At 63.0% G+C, this 16,118-nt stretch carries 13 protein-coding genes and 1 pseudogene; 5 read left to right on the forward strand and 9 right to left on the reverse strand.

The genetic code is table 11. The annotated features are described in order from the left end of the window. Nucleotides 1-32: 32 nt before the first annotated feature. Genes KY084_RS02440 through KY084_RS02455 form a run of 4 tightly spaced genes read right to left on the reverse strand, consistent with a single transcriptional unit; the run spans nucleotide 33 to nucleotide 7,454 of the window. Entirely contained in the window at nucleotides 33-1,874 is a 1,842-nt protein-coding gene (locus tag KY084_RS02440) for an acetyl-CoA hydrolase/transferase C-terminal domain-containing protein (protein WP_219236856.1), read from the reverse strand. Continuing rightward, on the reverse strand, nucleotides 1,874-3,949 hold the full coding sequence (locus tag KY084_RS02445) for a 3-hydroxyacyl-CoA dehydrogenase NAD-binding domain-containing protein (RefSeq protein WP_219236857.1): 2,076 nt from the start codon (nucleotides 3,947-3,949) through the stop codon (nucleotides 1,874-1,876). The genes KY084_RS02440 and KY084_RS02445 overlap by 1 nt, the downstream gene beginning before the upstream one ends. Further along, nucleotides 3,949-5,211 (reverse strand): acetyl-CoA C-acetyltransferase, encoded by a 1,263-nt coding sequence (locus KY084_RS02450; RefSeq protein ID WP_343227936.1) that lies wholly within the window; start codon nucleotides 5,209-5,211, stop codon nucleotides 3,949-3,951. The genes KY084_RS02445 and KY084_RS02450 overlap by 1 nt, the downstream gene beginning before the upstream one ends. Further along, on the reverse strand, nucleotides 5,208-7,454 hold the full coding sequence (locus tag KY084_RS02455; RefSeq protein WP_219236858.1) for an acyl-CoA dehydrogenase: 2,247 nt from the start codon (nucleotides 7,452-7,454) through the stop codon (nucleotides 5,208-5,210). Before KY084_RS02455 ends, KY084_RS02450 begins: the two co-directional genes overlap by 4 nt. A 161-nt stretch (nucleotides 7,455-7,615) precedes the next feature. Here KY084_RS02455 and KY084_RS02460 point away from each other — a divergent pair, with 161 nt between their 5' ends. From KY084_RS02460 to aat, 3 genes are all read left to right on the forward strand, one after another. Next, nucleotides 7,616-8,944 (forward strand): Y-family DNA polymerase, encoded by a 1,329-nt coding sequence (locus tag KY084_RS02460; RefSeq protein WP_246586815.1) that lies wholly within the window; start codon nucleotides 7,616-7,618, stop codon nucleotides 8,942-8,944. 107 nt (nucleotides 8,945-9,051) lie between these two features. Then, nucleotides 9,052-9,432, forward strand: coding sequence for a hypothetical protein (locus KY084_RS02465; protein ID WP_246586816.1), 381 nt, complete (start codon nucleotides 9,052-9,054; stop codon nucleotides 9,430-9,432). Nucleotides 9,433-9,697: 265 nt separating this feature from the next. Further along, entirely contained in the window at nucleotides 9,698-10,432 is a 735-nt protein-coding gene (gene aat / locus KY084_RS02470; protein WP_219236860.1) for a leucyl/phenylalanyl-tRNA--protein transferase, read from the forward strand. A gap of 35 nt (nucleotides 10,433-10,467) precedes the next feature. Here aat and KY084_RS02475 read toward each other — a convergent pair. Together KY084_RS02475 and KY084_RS02480 are read right to left on the reverse strand one after the other, a co-directional pair. Then, nucleotides 10,468-10,701, reverse strand: a pseudogene (locus KY084_RS02475) (DUF2155 domain-containing protein); the annotation flags it as partial. 227 nt (nucleotides 10,702-10,928) lie between these two features. Then, complete coding sequence (locus KY084_RS02480) at nucleotides 10,929-11,321, reverse strand: NADH:ubiquinone oxidoreductase subunit NDUFA12 (RefSeq protein ID WP_219236861.1); 393 nt, start codon at nucleotides 11,319-11,321, stop codon at nucleotides 10,929-10,931. A gap of 185 nt (nucleotides 11,322-11,506) precedes the next feature. On the opposite strand from KY084_RS02480, the gene KY084_RS02485 reads away from it, so the two are divergent. Continuing rightward, entirely contained in the window at nucleotides 11,507-12,475 is a 969-nt protein-coding gene (locus KY084_RS02485) for an alpha/beta hydrolase (protein WP_219236862.1), read from the forward strand. Between the two features lie 24 nt (nucleotides 12,476-12,499). On the opposite strand, the gene KY084_RS02490 is transcribed toward KY084_RS02485, so the two are convergent. From KY084_RS02490 to KY084_RS02500, 3 genes are read right to left on the reverse strand one after another with little or no spacing between them, the layout of a single operon-like run. Further along, the gene (locus KY084_RS02490) at nucleotides 12,500-13,015 is read right to left on the reverse strand and encodes a DUF192 domain-containing protein (RefSeq protein WP_219236863.1); all 516 of its coding nucleotides are present in this window, start codon (nucleotides 13,013-13,015) and stop codon (nucleotides 12,500-12,502) included. A gap of 4 nt (nucleotides 13,016-13,019) precedes the next feature. Further along, entirely contained in the window at nucleotides 13,020-13,589 is a 570-nt protein-coding gene (locus KY084_RS02495; RefSeq protein ID WP_219236864.1) for a cold-shock protein, read from the reverse strand. Nucleotides 13,590-13,648: 59 nt separating this feature from the next. Beyond that, complete coding sequence (locus KY084_RS02500; protein WP_425516712.1) at nucleotides 13,649-14,203, reverse strand: regulatory protein RecX; 555 nt, start codon at nucleotides 14,201-14,203, stop codon at nucleotides 13,649-13,651. Between the two features lie 100 nt (nucleotides 14,204-14,303). Between KY084_RS02500 and KY084_RS02505 the strand changes: the two genes are divergently transcribed. Beyond that, nucleotides 14,304-16,076 carry a fatty acyl-AMP ligase gene (locus KY084_RS02505; RefSeq protein WP_425516713.1) on the forward strand — a complete coding sequence of 591 codons (1,773 nt, stop codon included), beginning with the start codon at nucleotides 14,304-14,306 and terminating at the stop codon, nucleotides 16,074-16,076. Nucleotides 16,077-16,118: the final 42 nt, after the last annotated feature.

Consider the following 16,118-nt stretch of genomic DNA (forward strand, 5'->3'; position numbering starts at 1 on the left):
CCGGTTTCTCGGCATGTACGCGGCGCGCTGGCTTACGCGCCGGCGAGTTTCCACGCGCCAAGCATCAGGCGGCGATAGAACAAATCCTTCGGCCCGTGCCCCGGCGCCATGCGCTCCAGCGCCGCCCGCTCGTCGTCATCGGGAAGCCGGGTCATCCCTGCAAACAATACCCGCGACAGCGCCTTTTTCGATGATCCGCACTGTTTCAGGTACAGCAGCGCGGTCATCGCCTTTGCCTCCGCGCGGGTAAAGTCGCTGCCGAAGGGAAATTGCGGGAAGAAACCCTCGGCGCGCGGCCCCGCCAGAATCTCCTCCAGAAAGCCGGGATGATTGCGCCTGACATCCATATCGGTATCGGCGACCTTCCCCGCCGCGCCCGCTTCTTTCAGCAGGTCGCCCGCGAAGCGTTCGTCCGCGATCGCGGCCATTCGCCGGATGCATGTCGCATCGCTCACGCCTTTCAGGCGCGCGACGCCATATTCGCTGATGACGATGTCGCGCATATGGCGGGGGATGGTGGTGCGGCCAAGCCGCCAGACGATGTTCGATTGCGCCTCGCCATCATGCGTGCGCGTCGCCTTGATCATCAGGATCGCGTTCGCATCGCGCAGCGCCAGCGCCTGTTCGACGAAATCATGCTGGCCGCCCACCCCGCTGATCACCCGGCCATCGTCCAGGGTATCGGACTGCGCCGCGCCAAGCAGGTCGACCATCATCGCATTGTTGATCAGCCGCGCATCGACCCGGTCGCGCCGTTTGGCCTCCTCCGCGCCGTACAAGGTGTTGGTGAACGACACGCCGGTCATGTCGAAATCGCGGCGTGTTTCCTCCGGCATCGCCTTTAGCCGGTCATAGAAATCGCGGCTGCCGACGAAGAACGCGCCGTGCAGCACATGGCCGCTTGCCGAACGGCGTTTCAGGATACCCGCATCGTACAGGTCCAGAAAGCCGTCGACGAACATCTCGCTCGCGCCGTACAGCCCGGCCTCGAACGGCTCGACCTCGCGCGGTTCGTCGGTCAGCCGCGCGATAAGATCGCGAAACAGCGCGTTGTGCCTGTGCCTCAGGATCAGCGCATAGGTGACGGCATCGCCCAGCGATCCGATGCCGATCTGGATCGTGCCGCCGTCCTTCACCAGGCTGGCCGCGTGCAGCCCCGCGACATATTCGGCAGCAGAAACCGGTCGGCGCGGCGCCGAAAAGATTGGAAATTCGCAAGCCGGATCGTCAAGGATCGCATCGAAATGCCCGGCATCGATTTCGGCGCTTCCCGGCATGAACGGTAGATCGCGATTGACCTGCCCGACCATCAGGAACGGCTGCCCGCGCGCGCGAAGTGCCTCCAGTTCGGGCAGGATGTCGAGCGTGACATCGGTGTTGGACGAAAGGCTGTAGCGCGGTTGCGGCCCGCTTTCGTCCACCGCGATCAGTTGCGCAAGCAGATTGATCGGGCGCGACAGCAACGCATCGGGCGCGGCCGCCGAATAATTGACGCTGATATACGCCTGCTGCATCGCCGCATTGCCCATCCACGCACCCGAATTGAAGAAGAATTCGGACACATGGACATTGTTGGGCAGGCCGTCGCCGCGCAGCGCGCGGGCATAGTCGAGGTCGACATAGCCCGCGAAATGCCGCTCGGCGAACGGCTCCATCAGCCGCGCTTCAAGCTCGGCCGAGGGTTGTGGGCGTTCCAGCGTCAGTGCGGTAAGGATTTCCAGTTGCAGCGCCGGATCGTGCCGCGCGCGCTGATACAGTGCGTTGGCGATATGTGTCGCCTTGCCGATCCCTAAGGGCAGACCGGCCCGGACATCACGCCCGAGCCGTTCCAATATCCATCCCGCCAATATATCGGCGTCGGCGAAGCGCTCCATCAGCCTTCGGCTTTCCTCCACCAGGCGCTCGGTTCGAACCGCTCGCCATGGCGTTCGGCGAGGCTGCTCAACGTCATACGCACATCGGTATAACCGCGATCGCGCGCATAGTGCATCGGCCCGCCACGGAACGGCGCAAAGCCAGTGCCAAAGATCATCGCCGCATCGGCGCTGTCGGCATCCTCGACCACGCCCGAATCAAGGCAGCGCGCGATCGCATCGAGCATCGGCAGCACCATCCGGTCCTGCATGGCTGCGGTCGGCGGCTGCTTCACCTTCGCCTTTTTGGGTTTGCCGTCCGAGTCATAGTCGTACAGCCCCTTGCCGGTCTTGCGGCCAAGTTCGCCCGCCGCGACCTTGTCGCGCAGCCATTGCGGAATTTCGGGCATCGGCCGGTCGAGGTCGCGTGCCAGCGATTCGGCAACCGCAAGGCAGATGTCGAGCCCCACCTGATCGGCAAGTTCGGCAGGCCCCATCGGCATGCCGAAATCTTCGGCCGCGGCGTCGATCCGCTCCTTCTGCTCGCCCTCGTCGATCATCAGCAGCGCTTCGCCCAGATACGGCATCAGCGCACGATTGACGAGGAAGCCCGGCGACGCCTTTACGGGCAGCGGCTGGCGCGAAATATCGCCGACGAATTTCAGCGCGGTTTCATAGGCCGCATCGCCCGACTTCGCCTGTTTCACCACCTCGACAAGTTCGAGCCGCGAGACGGGGTTGAAGAAGTGAATCCCGACGAACCGTTCGGGCTTTTTCAGCCCCCTTGCGAGTTCGTTCAGGTCGAGGCTGGACGTATTGGTGGCAAGCACCGCGTCCGGCTTCATCTTCGCTTCCAGCCCTTCGTAAATCTTGTGTTTCAGCGCCACCTTTTCGGGTGCCGCTTCCAGCACCAGATCGGCGCTCACCACGCCGTCGCCCTTCGGATCGGGAATGAAACGATCCTGCGCGGCCAGCAAATCCGGCCCGTCCAGCTTCCGTTTGAAAAGCTTGTTCGCCGATTTCACCGCTTTGCCCAGCGCCTCGGTAAAGGGATCGGAAATCGTTACCGTCATCCCCTGCAATGCGGCCCAGGCACCGATTTCCGCTCCCATCGTGCCAGCGCCAACGACATGGAGATGCTTGACGCCCGACTTGCCCTTGCCATTCGCCTTCAACCGTTCGCGAAGAAAGAATACGCGGATCAGGTTCTGCGTCGTCTGCGTCGGCAGCAGGTTGGCAAAGCTTTCGCGCTCCGCCTCCAGCATGTCGGAAAGCGATCCGCCATGATCTTCCCACAGGTCGATCAGCGCATAGGGGCTGTCATAATGGTCGCTCGGCGCCTGTTTCTCGGTCTCGGCACGCATTTGCCGCGCGATCGCGACGCGCGCGGGATACAGGTTCGTCGCACCCGCCATCGCGCCCGGCGTCTTGCGCTCGACCTTGCCCGACAGCACCGCATCAACCGCGTTCGCCACATCACGTTCGGGTACGACCAGATCGACGATGCCCAGCCGCTTTGCCTTTTTCGCCTTCTGCGTACGGCCGGTCAGCATCATCTTCATCGCTTCGACCGGCGCGATTCTGTGGGTCAGCCGCGCTGTGCCGCCCAAGCCGGGATGCAAGCCCACCAGCACTTCGGGAAAGCCGAAGCTGGCATCGTCGCGCGCGACGATGAAATCACACGCCAGCGCAAGTTCCAACCCGCCGCCCACGCAAATGCCGTGCGCGACGCATACCGTCGGCACGTCGAGCGCTGCGACCCGATCGACCACCGCATTTGCCTCATCGACCTTTGCCTTGATCTCGGCATTGCCTTTCAACCCTTTGAACTGGTTGAGATCGGCACCGGCGGCGAAACCCGATTGCTTGGCCGAACGGAAGATCACCGCTTCCCAATCGCCCGCCTCCACCTCGTCAAGCAGCGCGTCGAGCTCGCGAAACACCGGCTCGTTGAACGTGTTCACCGCGACGGCGGCGCGATCGAGTACCAGCCACAGTCGCTTGCCGTCCTCATGCTTGATCCAATGAATGCCGCGCGTGCCGGTGGTGCCGGTCAGCGGCGCGGGGCTCAAAAATTTCTTTGCACTCTTCGTCATTACAGCGCCTCCACCAGCATCGCTCCGCCCTGACCACCGCCGACGCATTCGGTGGCGATCCCCTTTTTGCCGCCGGTGCGGCGCATGGCGTTGATAAGGTGAAGTACGATCCGCGTACCACTGGTCCCAACAGGATGGCCAAGGCTGATCGCCCCGCCGTCAACGTTCAGCCTGTCGCGGGCGATCATACCCGCCTTGCCTTCCAGCCCAAGAACCTCGCGGCAGAAATCGGCATCGTCCCACGCGGCGAGGCATCCCAGCACCTGCGCGGCGAACGCCTCGTTCAATTCCCAGGTGTCGATATCGGACAGGTTCAGCCCCGCGCGATCCATCAGCGGCTGCGACGACAATACTGGCCCCAGCCCCATGATCTCAGGCGCAAGCGCGGCCCATTCGCTGTCGACGATCTTGGCGATCGGCTCCAGCCCATGTTCCTTCACCGCGTCTTCGGACGCGAGGATCATCCAGCACGCGCCATCGGTGATCTGACTCGAATTGCCCGCGGTTACATCGCCATAGCGTTCGAAAACCGGTTTCAGCTTGGCGAGCGATTCAATGCTGCTGTCGGGACGGACGCCATCGTCATGGTCATACACCGTGCCATCGGGCGCGAACATCAGTTCCACCTCGCCGTCCAGCCAACCCTCTTCCTGCGCTTTGGCAAGCCGGTGGTGGCTTTCCATCGCATAATTATCCATCTGCCAGCGGCTGATGCCGAAACGATGCGCCACGATTTCGGCCGTCTGCCCCATCATCAACCCGGAGACCGGATCGGTCAGCCCCTGCTTCAACCCGATTTCGGGGTTGAGATAGGCAGGGCTGAATGCCCGCAGCGCGGCAAGCTGCTGCCCCGTGGTTTTTGCCGACTGGAACTTGCCAAGCCATCCCGCCGCCTTGTCCGACAGGATCAGCGGCGCGCGGCTCAGCGCCTCGGTCCCGCCGGCCAGCACCAGGTTCATGTCGCCATGCGCGATGTTGCGGAACGCATCGTCGAGCGACTGCATCCCGGAACCGCAATTGCGATGCACCGTCCATGCGGGCATTTCGTCGCCGCATCCCATGCGCAGCGCCGCAACGCGCGCGACGTTCATTTCGCCCGCAATCTGGTTCGCGCACCCCAGGATCACCTGGTCGAATGCGGTTGCGGCAAATTTCTGACGCATCAGCAGCGGTCGGCCGCATTGCACGGCAAGGTCCGCGGGGCTGAACGGTCCGGGCTTGCCGCGCGCCTTGATGAACGGCGTGCGGCTGCCGTCGATCACATAGACCGGACGAGCTTCAGATCGGGCTGTTCGGGTGATGGTCCCTGCTCCTTCTTCTTGGCGAGCCCGGTAAGCTCGCTCGGATCGAAATCATCGGTGGCGACCACGGTTGCCACCGCTTCGCGCGCTTCGGCAACCGCCGCGCGCTCGGCATCGTTCAATGCGCCTTCACCCTGTTTGCGCAACCGGTCGCGCAGCGGCTGGGTGCGTTCGACCAGTTCCATCGCGCGCTCAAGCTGCGCGACCGGCTGGTCTTCGGGGCCGATATGCACGCCGCACGCGATCCGGTCACGCTGCGGCCCGGTTTTCAGGATCGCATCGGCACAGGCAAAAATGGTGTCGTCACTGGCTCCGCGCGGGTGACTGCGGAACGGCAGGCTGACGAGGCGCATAACCTTATCAAGCATTGGCATCGGGAAGTTGACGAAGATTGCGTCGAACCGTTCCTCGATCCGGGCAAAGCCGGTGGCGCAATTCCATTCGACCAGCGGCAGGTCCTCTTCCAGACAGCCCTCATCCTCCCAGCGTTTCAGCACCGCGCTCAACAGGTACAGTTCGGACAATATGTCGCCATAGCGCGCGGAAATCGATTCCTTGCGCTTCAAGGCACCACCCAGCGAGATCAGCGCGAAGTCCGCCGTCGCGGCTAGCGAGGCGGCATAGCGCGACATCTGTTTGTAATATCCCTTCAGCGGACCTGCGCCTTTGGGTGCGCTGGCCGATGCACCGCCCGACCATGCGGCGGCAAGCGAGCTGCCGGTGTTTTTGAAGATATGCCCGGCATGTTTCCAAACCGTGTCATCGAACCGGGCGAGCGCGGTTTCCCCCTCGCCGCCCAGCGCTTCCATCTCGTCGAGCAGATAGGGATGATCGCGCGTCGCGCCCTGACCAAAGATAATCAGGCTGCGCGTGACGATATTCGCACCTTCGACCGTGATCCCCACCGGCACCGAGCGATAGACATTGCCGAGATAATTCAGCGGCCCGTCGATGATCGCCTTGCCACCATGCACGTCCATTGCATCGTTGACCGCCTCGCGCATCCGATCAGTCGCATGATATTTCATGATCGCCGAAACGATCGCCGGATGATGCCCCTGATCGATCCCGGCGCAGGTGAAGCGGCGCGCGGCCTCCAACTGATAGGCAAGCCCCGCGATACGGCCCAGCCGCTCCTTCACGCCCTCGAACTTGCCGACCGGAATCCCGAACTGTTCGCGGATGCGCGCATAGGCACCGGTGGTGCGCGCGGCGAGTACTGCCGCCGCCGTCGATTGGGTGGGCAGCGAAATGCCGCGTCCGGCGGCAAGCGCCGCCATCAGCATCTTCCACCCCTGTCCGATCTGTTCCTTGCCGCCGATGATCGCGTCGAGCGGAACGAACACGTCCTTGCCGTGCACGGGACCGTTCTGGAACGCCTGAAAACACGGCAGATGGCGGCGACCATGCACCACCCCGTCGGTGTCGGTCGGAACCAGCGCGACCGTGATGCCCAGCTCTTCCGTACCGCCAAGCAAGTGGTCGGGGTCCGACAGCTTGAATGCCAGCCCCAATACCGTGGCGACGGGAGCAAGCGTGATATAGCGTTTTGAGAAGGTGATGCGCATTCCAAGCACCTCCTCCCCATCGATCATGCGTTTGCACACAACGCCGTGATCGACCATCGAAGAGGCATCCGATCCCGCCTCGTCACTGGTCAGTGCGAAGCATGGAATGTCGCGGCCATCGGCAAGCCGCGGCAACCAGTGGTCGCGCTGTTCCTGCGTTCCGAATTGCAGCAGTAATTCACCCGGCCCCAGTGAATTGGGCACCATCACCGTTACCGCGCCGGCGACCGAGCGCGTGGCGATCCGCTTGACCACCTCGCTATGCGCATAAGCGCCGAATCCCAGCCCGCCATATTGTTTCGGGATGATCATCCCGAAGAATTTTTCACGCTTGAAAAAATCCCAGATTTCGGGCGGCAGGTCCATGTCCTGTGCCGCAATCCGCCATTCGTTAAGCCGGTCGCACACCTCGGCGACCGGGCCGTCAAGAAAAGTCTGCTCCTCGTCCGACAGCGTGGCGGGCTTCATATCCCGCATCGCCTGCCAGTCGGGCGATCCGGAAAATAGCTCCGCATCCCACCAGGTGTCGCCGGCCTCCATCGCCTCGCGTTCCGTAGCGGAAAGCGATGGCAACGCCTGTTTCGCCATATGAAATATCGGCTTGGACAGCAGGTTAAGGCGGATTTTGTCGAACATGATAATCGTCCCTGGCTGAAGCGAAAACGCCGGTTTTTCGCCCCTGTTCCTTCATCAAAATGGCTCGGCCCGGCGGTTGGTTCCCGCGCTGTCCTACGCTTATTTGTTCTTCTATTGTTCTGTTTGCGGCGAATCACGCTACGGCATCGGGGTGTGCAACTTTGTTTCACGATCTGCGGGAAAAGTGTGAAGTTAAGGACGGCCCGGCGCTGCCGCCACGGCCGCTGCGCTGGCTGTTTCTCGATCTCAACAGCTATTTCGCCAGCGTCGAACAGCAATTGCAGCCCGACCTTCGTGGTCGCCCGGTCATCGTCGCGCCGGTCGACAGCGACACCACCGTCGCCATCGCCGCCAGTGTGGAGGCGAAGCGATACGGGATCACCACCGGCACGCCGGTATGGGAAGCGAAACGCAAATGCGCCGACCTTTGCATCACTCCGGCGCGCCACGAACGCTATGTCGAATTTCATGAAGCGATTATCGCCGAAATCTGGAACCACATTCCGGTGACGAAGGTCTGTTCGATCGACGAAGTCGCCTGCCGCCTGCTCGCCAATGAAAACGATGTCGAAACCGTCCTCGCGCTCGCCCGGCGGATCAAGGCGGGGATTCGCGCACGGGTCGGCGACTGCCTGACCAGTTCGGTCGGCATCGCGCCCAACCGGCTGCTCGCGAAACTCGCCAGCGACCTGCAAAAGCCCGATGGGCTGGTCGTCTTCACCGCCGACATGCTGCCGCATGCGCTGTTCGACCTCAAATTGCGCGACATTGCCGGGATCGGCGCGAAGATGGAGCGGCGGCTTGCGTCGCGCGGCGTACTCGACATCCGCCAGCTTTGCGATCGCCGCCCGCGCGATGCGGGCACCGCCTGGGGCGGCACCAACGGCGACCGGCTATGGTATCTGCTCCACGGCGTCGATCTGCCCGAAAAGCCGACGCAAAGCCGGTCGATTGGGCATAGCCACGTGCTTTCGCCGCAAAAACGTGGGTTCGCGCCCACCCGGCTGACCGCGCGCCGTCTGGCGCTGAAGGCCGCAAGCAGGTTGCGGCGCAAGGGGCATCGCTGCCGCCTCGTCGTGCTCCACGCCAAATTCGAGCGCGACAAAAGCCGCTGGCACGCAAGCTGTAAGGTCGCATCGACGCAAGACAGCTTTCCCATCCTTGCCGCGCTCGACCGGCTGCTCGTCCAGTTGCAGGCTGCGGGGAATGCCGCGGGCGGCGGGTTTCAGGTGCGCATGATCGGTGTGACGCTGTGCGAAATCGAACCGGTCGCAGGCGAACAGGGATCGCTTTTCGCAGCGCTGGACCCCGACGATCCGCTTGCGCGCGAAACCCGCACCCTCGCGCTCAGCCGCGCCATGGACCGGATCAACGAACGGTTCGGGCGAAACGCGGTATCGCTGGGTCCGATGGGCGGCGGAAGGATCGATCGCGTGGGAACCAAGATCGCTTTCGGGCGGATTCCCGAGTTGCAGGAATTCCATGAATAACCGCTTCGTATGCTAGCCTCTGTCCGATTGCGGTGCAGCATGTGGCGCGCCAAGGTTAACAGGGCGTCTTGACGTTAGCGTTCGCATACGCAAAGCATCGCATCGCTATGATGAATCGCATCCTCCCCCTCGCCGCCGCGGTGATCGCGCTTCCGCTCGCCGCCTGCAACCACAAGACCGAAGAGGTCGACAACACCGCCCCCGACCCGATGGCGTCGCAACTGGCCAACGCGCCGACGGCCGAACTTCCGCCCTCGATCGAAGCGACCAAGACCTTCCGCTGCACACAGGACAACAGCCTAGTCTATGTCGACTTCTTCAACGGCGGCAAGCAGGTCAATCTGCGTACCGAAGAAGACGGAACCCCCACCACGCTGACATCCGAAACCGAAGGCGGCCCCTGGACCAAGGGCGACACCAAGATTTCGGGCGATCAGGACAAGATCGAATATACTGCGGACGGTAAGACGCTCAGCTGCCACGTCTGATTGCGTGGGGCCGGTACTTTCACCGGCCGCAACCTTGCCAACCGAGAAAAAGGCCGGCGAGCCCCGTCGGCCTTTTTCTTGTCCGCACCTCTTGCGCCACCACATCTCCCGCGCCAGCTTCGGTTCCGTTTGCGAATAAGGGAGATGACGTGGCCACGACTTTCGCCGACTGCCGAACAAGGGGTACCTGGGGCAGCGGGCCGCAACCGGCAAATGACGCCGCGCCCGATCGAGGCGAGCGACCGGATCGGGTTACGCGCGCGAGATGAGCCCGCCCCTCCCCCGCCTCGACCCGCAACTCGTGCTGCGCGCCTATGCCATGGGCGTCTTCCCGATGGCCGACCATCGCGATGCGGCCAATGTCTATTGGGTCGAACCGAAGCTGCGCGGGATCATGCCGCTTGAGGGGTTTCATCTTTCGCGCTCGCTGCGAAAGACGATCAATTCGGACCGGTTTCGCGTCACCGCCGATACTGCCTTTGCTGATATCATCGCACTATGCGCCGAATCGGCCGATGACCGGCCGGACACCTGGATCAACCCTTCGATCGAACGGGTCTTCGGGGAATTGCACGATGCGGGCCTTGCCCATTCGGTGGAATGCTGGCTCGATGGCGAACTGGTCGGCGGGCTGTATGGACTGGCGCTGGGCAGGGCGTTTTTCGGCGAAAGCATGGTCAGCCGCGCGCGCGATGCATCGAAGGTCGCGATGGCATGGCTTGTCGCACGACTGAAGGTCGGCGGCTTCACCCTGCTCGATTGTCAGTTCCAGACCGATCATCTCGCATCGCTCGGCGCGATCGAGATACCACGCGACGATTATGTCGCGTTGCTCTCGGCCGCGGTCGGCGACGGCGTGGTTTCGGGTTCCGGTGCGGACGGCGCATCGTCAGGTGCTGATTTCGGCGCGCTCGACCGGCTCCTTGACGACGAATCGGACGAAATCGTCTCACCGCCTTCGGGAAAGCGCATTTCGCAGCTTTTGGGCCATACGTCGTAAATCGGGTCCTGCACCGCATTCAGCGCTGGACGTTCCTTGTACAGCCATCCCGAAAAAACCCGCTTCCAATGCTGGTCGCTGCCCTGCCGGTCGACCTGAACGAAAGCGCCTGTATATTCCTCCGGCTCCCACGGCGCGGTCCGCTCGCACGCCCGCAAGCGAACCACGAGGCCGCCCAGACGCGCAGCCTCGCCGGGCTTCAGCTTTATGTCGCGCGTCTGGCCGTTGCGCTTGTTCAACACGCCGAGCACCGCCACCCGCTGCTTCATCGGCGTCGCGCCCTTGTTGGGATCGTTCAGGCTGTCGACCTGCACAGTGACGATATCCGTATTGCCGCTGCCCCTGTCGAGCGCGGCAAGATCGTCCGCCTGCGGCGCTGCTTCGGTCGTTTCAGCCTGGCGGGCCGGACCGTACAGCCGAACCGCCTGCCAGACGCCGATGCCGATCAGCACGGCGGCAAGCAGACCGCCGCCCCAGATCAACAGCGAACGGCGGTTCACGCCTCCGGATTCCACGCCTCGTAATCGCCGGTGGCGCGCACCCGCTCACCGCCGGCATCCAGTGCGCCGGGCGGGCGATAGGCAAGCGCCGTGCCGGTAAGATTGGGCACCGCCGGCTTTTCCCAGCCGCGCAAGGGGGGCAGCGCCCGGTCGGGCACGTCATCGATCTGATGATGCAGCCAGCTGAACCATTCGGGCGGAACCCGGCTGGCGTCGTTGGAACCCTTGTAAATGACCCAACGGCGCGGGCGGCCATGCATGTCCTTCCCACCTTCGAAATAAAGGTTGCCGAGATCGTCCTCGCCCATGCGGGATTTTCCCGACAGTCCGAGACGCGTGCCGAAGGTGGCGCCGTCCCACCAGGTGAAGATCGTTTGCAGGATGCCCATGGCCTGCGCGATTACCGTGACAGCGGCGGCTGGGCAACTCTCCTTTGCGGCTTGCGACGATGTTTTCCCTCGCACACCGCGAATCGCCGTCGTTTTTCGCGCAAGGCCGCGTTGTCGCGGGATCGCTGTTGCAGGCGCCGCCCATCGCGAATAAAGATGATATCATATTTTCTGGGAGTCGAACGATGAAGGCGATTCGAACCGCCGCGCTTTGCATGGCGGCGCTGGCAACCAGCGGCACGGCAGCCAGAGCGGCCGCCATCAGCGAGGAACTGCACGCTACGGGACCTGAGGGACCGCTTGCCGGGACGGCGCTGATCGCCGGGTCGAAAGCGCCGGTGGTACTCATCATCCCCGGTTCGGGGCCGACGGATCGCGACGGCGACAATCCGATGGGAGTGAAGGCGGCCAGCCTGAAGCTGCTCGCCCAGGGACTGGCGGCAAACGGAATTTCGAGCGTTCGCATCGACAAGCGCGGCATGTTCGGAAGCAAGGGCGCGGTTGCGGATCCCGATGCGGTTACGATCGGCGCCTATGCCGACGATGTCGAAAGCTGGATCGGGGTGATTCGCGAACGCACTGGCGCGCCATGTATATGGGTGGCGGGGCACAGCGAGGGCGGGCTGGTCGCGCTTGCCGCCGGACAGCGCGACGCAGCGATCTGCGGACTGATACTGATCGACGCGCCGGGACGGCCGTTGGGGAAGATCATGCGCGAACAGCTGCGATCGAACGCTGCCGCTGCGCCGCTGCTGCCCGACGCGATGAAGGTTATCGATTCGCTGGAGGCCGGACAAAAGATCGACGTTTCGGGCATGCATCCCGGCGTCGCGCAAATCTTTCATCCCGGCGTGCAGAACTTTCTGATCGACCTGTTTGCACAGCGCCCGGCGAAACTGGCGCATGCATATGACGGACCGTTGATGATCGTGTGGGGGTCGCACGATATCCAGGTGACGAAGCCGGATTACGACGCGCTTGCCGCAGCCGCGCCCAATGCCACCACGCTGGTAGTGCCGGATATGAACCATGCGCTGAAAACGGTGAAAAGCGACGATCGCGCGGCGAATATTGCTGCCTATGGCGATCCCGACCTGCCGCTGGCGGACGGACTGGTTACCGCGATAGCCGCCTTTATCATAAAGGACCGCTAATCCCTATGCGTCTATCGCTGGGGATCAGCCGTCTGCTCCGGCCCCCGCGTCCCAGTTGATCGCATCGCCTTCCTCGATACCCAGTTCGGCGGTGCGGCCACCGCGCAGTTCGAGAACCGCGCTCACCGGCTCGCCCGACGAAACCGGCGTCTGACTGAACGGAACGGTGTTGTCGGCGATGCGCGCGATCGTGTGGTCGGGGCGAATGAAGATGATGTCGAGCGGCGACGGCGTATTCTTCATCCAGAAGCTCGCTTCGCGCGGGCCACCACCGCTTGCCGGATAGGGGGTGAAAAGCATGCCGCCATTTTCCGGAATGTCGGTGCGGAACATCAGGCCATGTTCCTGCTCGGCCGGGGTAGAGGCGATATCGACATCGAATTTGTGAACGCCGCTGCCGCTGTGGATGGTGACATGCGTGCTTTGCGTGGCCGTAGTCTCGCCGCCGCCGGCAGACGATCCGTTGCCGTCGCCGGTGCATCCGCCCAGCGCGAGCAGCGCCGCGCCCGTCGTGACAAATAAAGACCCGGCAATACGCATTACTTCAATCCACTTTTTCGACGACCACCGCGAGCGGGCCTTTTTCGCCATCCACCACGCGTGCGCGAAGCGGCTGGTCAGGCTCGACCTCGTCTATTTCGGCGCGGCGCAGCGTTTCCATATGGACGAATATATCGCGGCTGTCTTCGTACCGCACCAGGAAACCATATCCCTTCAGCCGATTGAACCATTTCACGAAGACCGTTTCGAACGGCCCTGCCGACGCGATCAGTTCCAGCCGGTCGCCCCTGTCCTCGCCCGAACGCTGACGCACCGGCTCCACGGCATCGCTCAGGTCGATGCTGACGATTTCGCTCGCCTGAAACCCGCGCTTGCGCTGCACCGCAACGCATTCGACCCGCGTCCCTTCGGGAAGACTGCGCCTGCCATGATCCTGAAGCACCGAAAAATGCACAAGAATATCGCCGATATCCGGATCGTCGCAGACAACGAATCCAAATCCCCGGGTCACGTCGAACCACTTTACTACACCGCGGCGAAGCACTCCGTCTTCCCGCATATCCTGCGCATCGTCCATATCGATGTTCGACGCACGCGATGATTCAGCACGCATGTTTCAAACTCCCCCTGCAACAGGATTATCACAGCATTACGCGAGGCGGCAACTGGCTGTTACATCATCTGTTCGTGCAGGAATTGCGTATCTTCTCCCGGCTCCATCCCGACGATTGCGCGCGCGATTGCGAAATCATGGCCTGCGCGAACCATTGCGCTGATTTGCTTTTCGCGAAGCGCACGGTCGGGCTGCGACCGGGCGAACGGACCGATTCGCTTTCGCTTTGCGAAGGCCAGCGCGGTTTCGACCCGCCGTTCGCCGATTTCCGGGGCGAGCGCGTCGGCATCGTCTTCCTCTATCCCCGCATGGCGCAGCGCCTGTGCCACCCGTCGCGCGCCCAGCCCCCGCCGCGCCATGGCGGCGGCGCGCATCTCACCGAATGCGCGATCGTCGACATAGCCAAGTTCAGCGAAACGCTCGACTAGCGCATCGATATCGGGCATGGCCCCCGCGCTTCCCCGCTCACGCAGCTTGCGCGCCAGATAGGCGGCCAGTCTGGCGCGGGTGGTGGCGTATCGTTCCACATAACGCAGGGCCAGCCGTTCAAGTGCGGCGGGGTCAAGCGGGGGCGGCGGATCGGAGCGGCGGCGCATACGCCATGATTGTGCCACACTGCCAACCGATTTTGAATGTTACTGCGTAGCAGTGCGACCGTCCCGCATAGCAGGCGGAGCATTGCAACATCGCGACGAGGGGCATGAGATTATTGTTATGACCGGTGAGATTGCAGAACTGAATACCATGCGGCAGGCGGCCGCGCAGGGTTTGCAGCCGACACCGACGGCGGATGCGATGCCGCGCCGGTTCGCGGATTTCGCGACGCTGGGCGAGGCGCTTGATTACGCGGCAAGCGGAAATCGCGGGCTGAATTTTCACGATGCGCGCGGCAATCTGGCGCGCGCCTATCCGTTTCGCGAGCTGCGCGAGGATGCGCTTGCACAAGCCTATCGCCTGATCGATGCGGGCGTGAAACCGGGCGAGCGGATTGCGCTGATCGCCGAAACCGGGCCTGAATTCGCCAGTCTGTTCTTCGGCGTCGTATATGCGGGGGCATGGCCGGTGCCGCTGCCGCTGCCCACTTCGTTCGGCGGAGCGCAATCCTATATCGATCAACTTCGCGTTCAGCTCGGCAGCTGCGACCCCAAAATGCTGATCTATCCCGCCGAACTGGCGGCAATGGCGGGCGAAGCAGCGTCGTTATGCGACGTCACTGGAACCGACTGGGACGAATTCGGCGCGCGTAAAGCGCCGCGCTGCGACCTTCCCCAGGCCAAGACCGATGACACCGCCTATCTGCAATATTCCAGCGGATCGACGCGCTTTCCCCATGGTGTCGCGATCACCCATGGCGCGCTGCTCAACAACCTTGCCGCGCACAGCCATGGGATGAAACTTCAGCCAGAGGATCGCTGCGTTTCCTGGCTGCCCTGGTATCATGATATGGGACTGGTCGGATGCTTCCTGTCGCCGATCGCCAATCAGGTTTCGACCGATTATCTGAAGACTGAGGATTTCGCGCGGCGGCCGCTCGCCTGGCTCGATCTGATCAGCCGCAATTCGGGCACCACCCTCTCCTATTCGCCGACCTTCGGCTACGATATCTGCGCGCGGCGAATGTCGAGCCAGACCAAGGCGTCCGAACGGTTCGATCTGTCGCGCTGGCGCGTGGCGGGCAACGGCGCCGACATGATCCGTCCCGACGTCATGCAGAATTTCGTCGACGCCTTTGCCGATGCAGGGTTTCAGGCCTCGGCCTTTCTGCCCAGCTATGGACTGGCCGAAGCCACGCTGGCAGTATCGATCATGCCGCCGGGCGAAGGCATTCAGGTGGAACTGGTCGAGGAAACCCAGCTTTCGGGGCAATCGGGCGAGGCCAACCGGCCGCAGCGGTTCCGCGCGATCGTCAATTGCGGCAAACCGGTGCGCGACATGACCGTCGAAATCCGTGAGGAGGATGGCACCCCGCTTCCCGAAAAGGCGATCGGCAAGGTCTGGTGCAAGGGTCCCAGCCTGATGACCGGCTATTTTCGCGATCCCGAATCGACCGCCGCCTGCATGGCCGATGGCTGGCTGGACACCGGCGACATGGGATATATGTCCGAAGGCTATGTCTATATCGTGGGCCGTGCCAAGGACATGATCATCGTCAACGGTCGCAACCACTGGCCGCAGGATATCGAATGGGCGGTCGAACAGCTTCCGGGGTTCAAGGCGGGCGATATCGCCGCTTTCGCGATCACCACCCCCGGCGGCGAGGAAACCCCCGCCGTGCTGGTTCAGTGCCGCACATCGGATGAAAGCGAACGGCTTCGCCTGCGCGGCGAGATCAGCGAACGGGTGCGTTCGGTCACCGGCATGAACTGCGTCATCGAACTGATCCCCCCACGCACCTTGCCGCGCACCAGTTCGGGCAAATTAAGCCGTGCGAAAGCGCGCAACCTGTACCTCGCCGGTGAGATCAAGCCGTATGACGTGGCGGCGTGACCCGGACGGAGAAGTTTTTGATCGAAAACGGCGCGCCCTAAC

Origin of the sequence: Stakelama flava (assembly GCF_019351405.1) — a bacterium.
Taxonomy (GTDB): Bacteria; Pseudomonadota; Alphaproteobacteria; order Sphingomonadales; family Sphingomonadaceae; genus Sphingomonas; species Sphingomonas flava_A.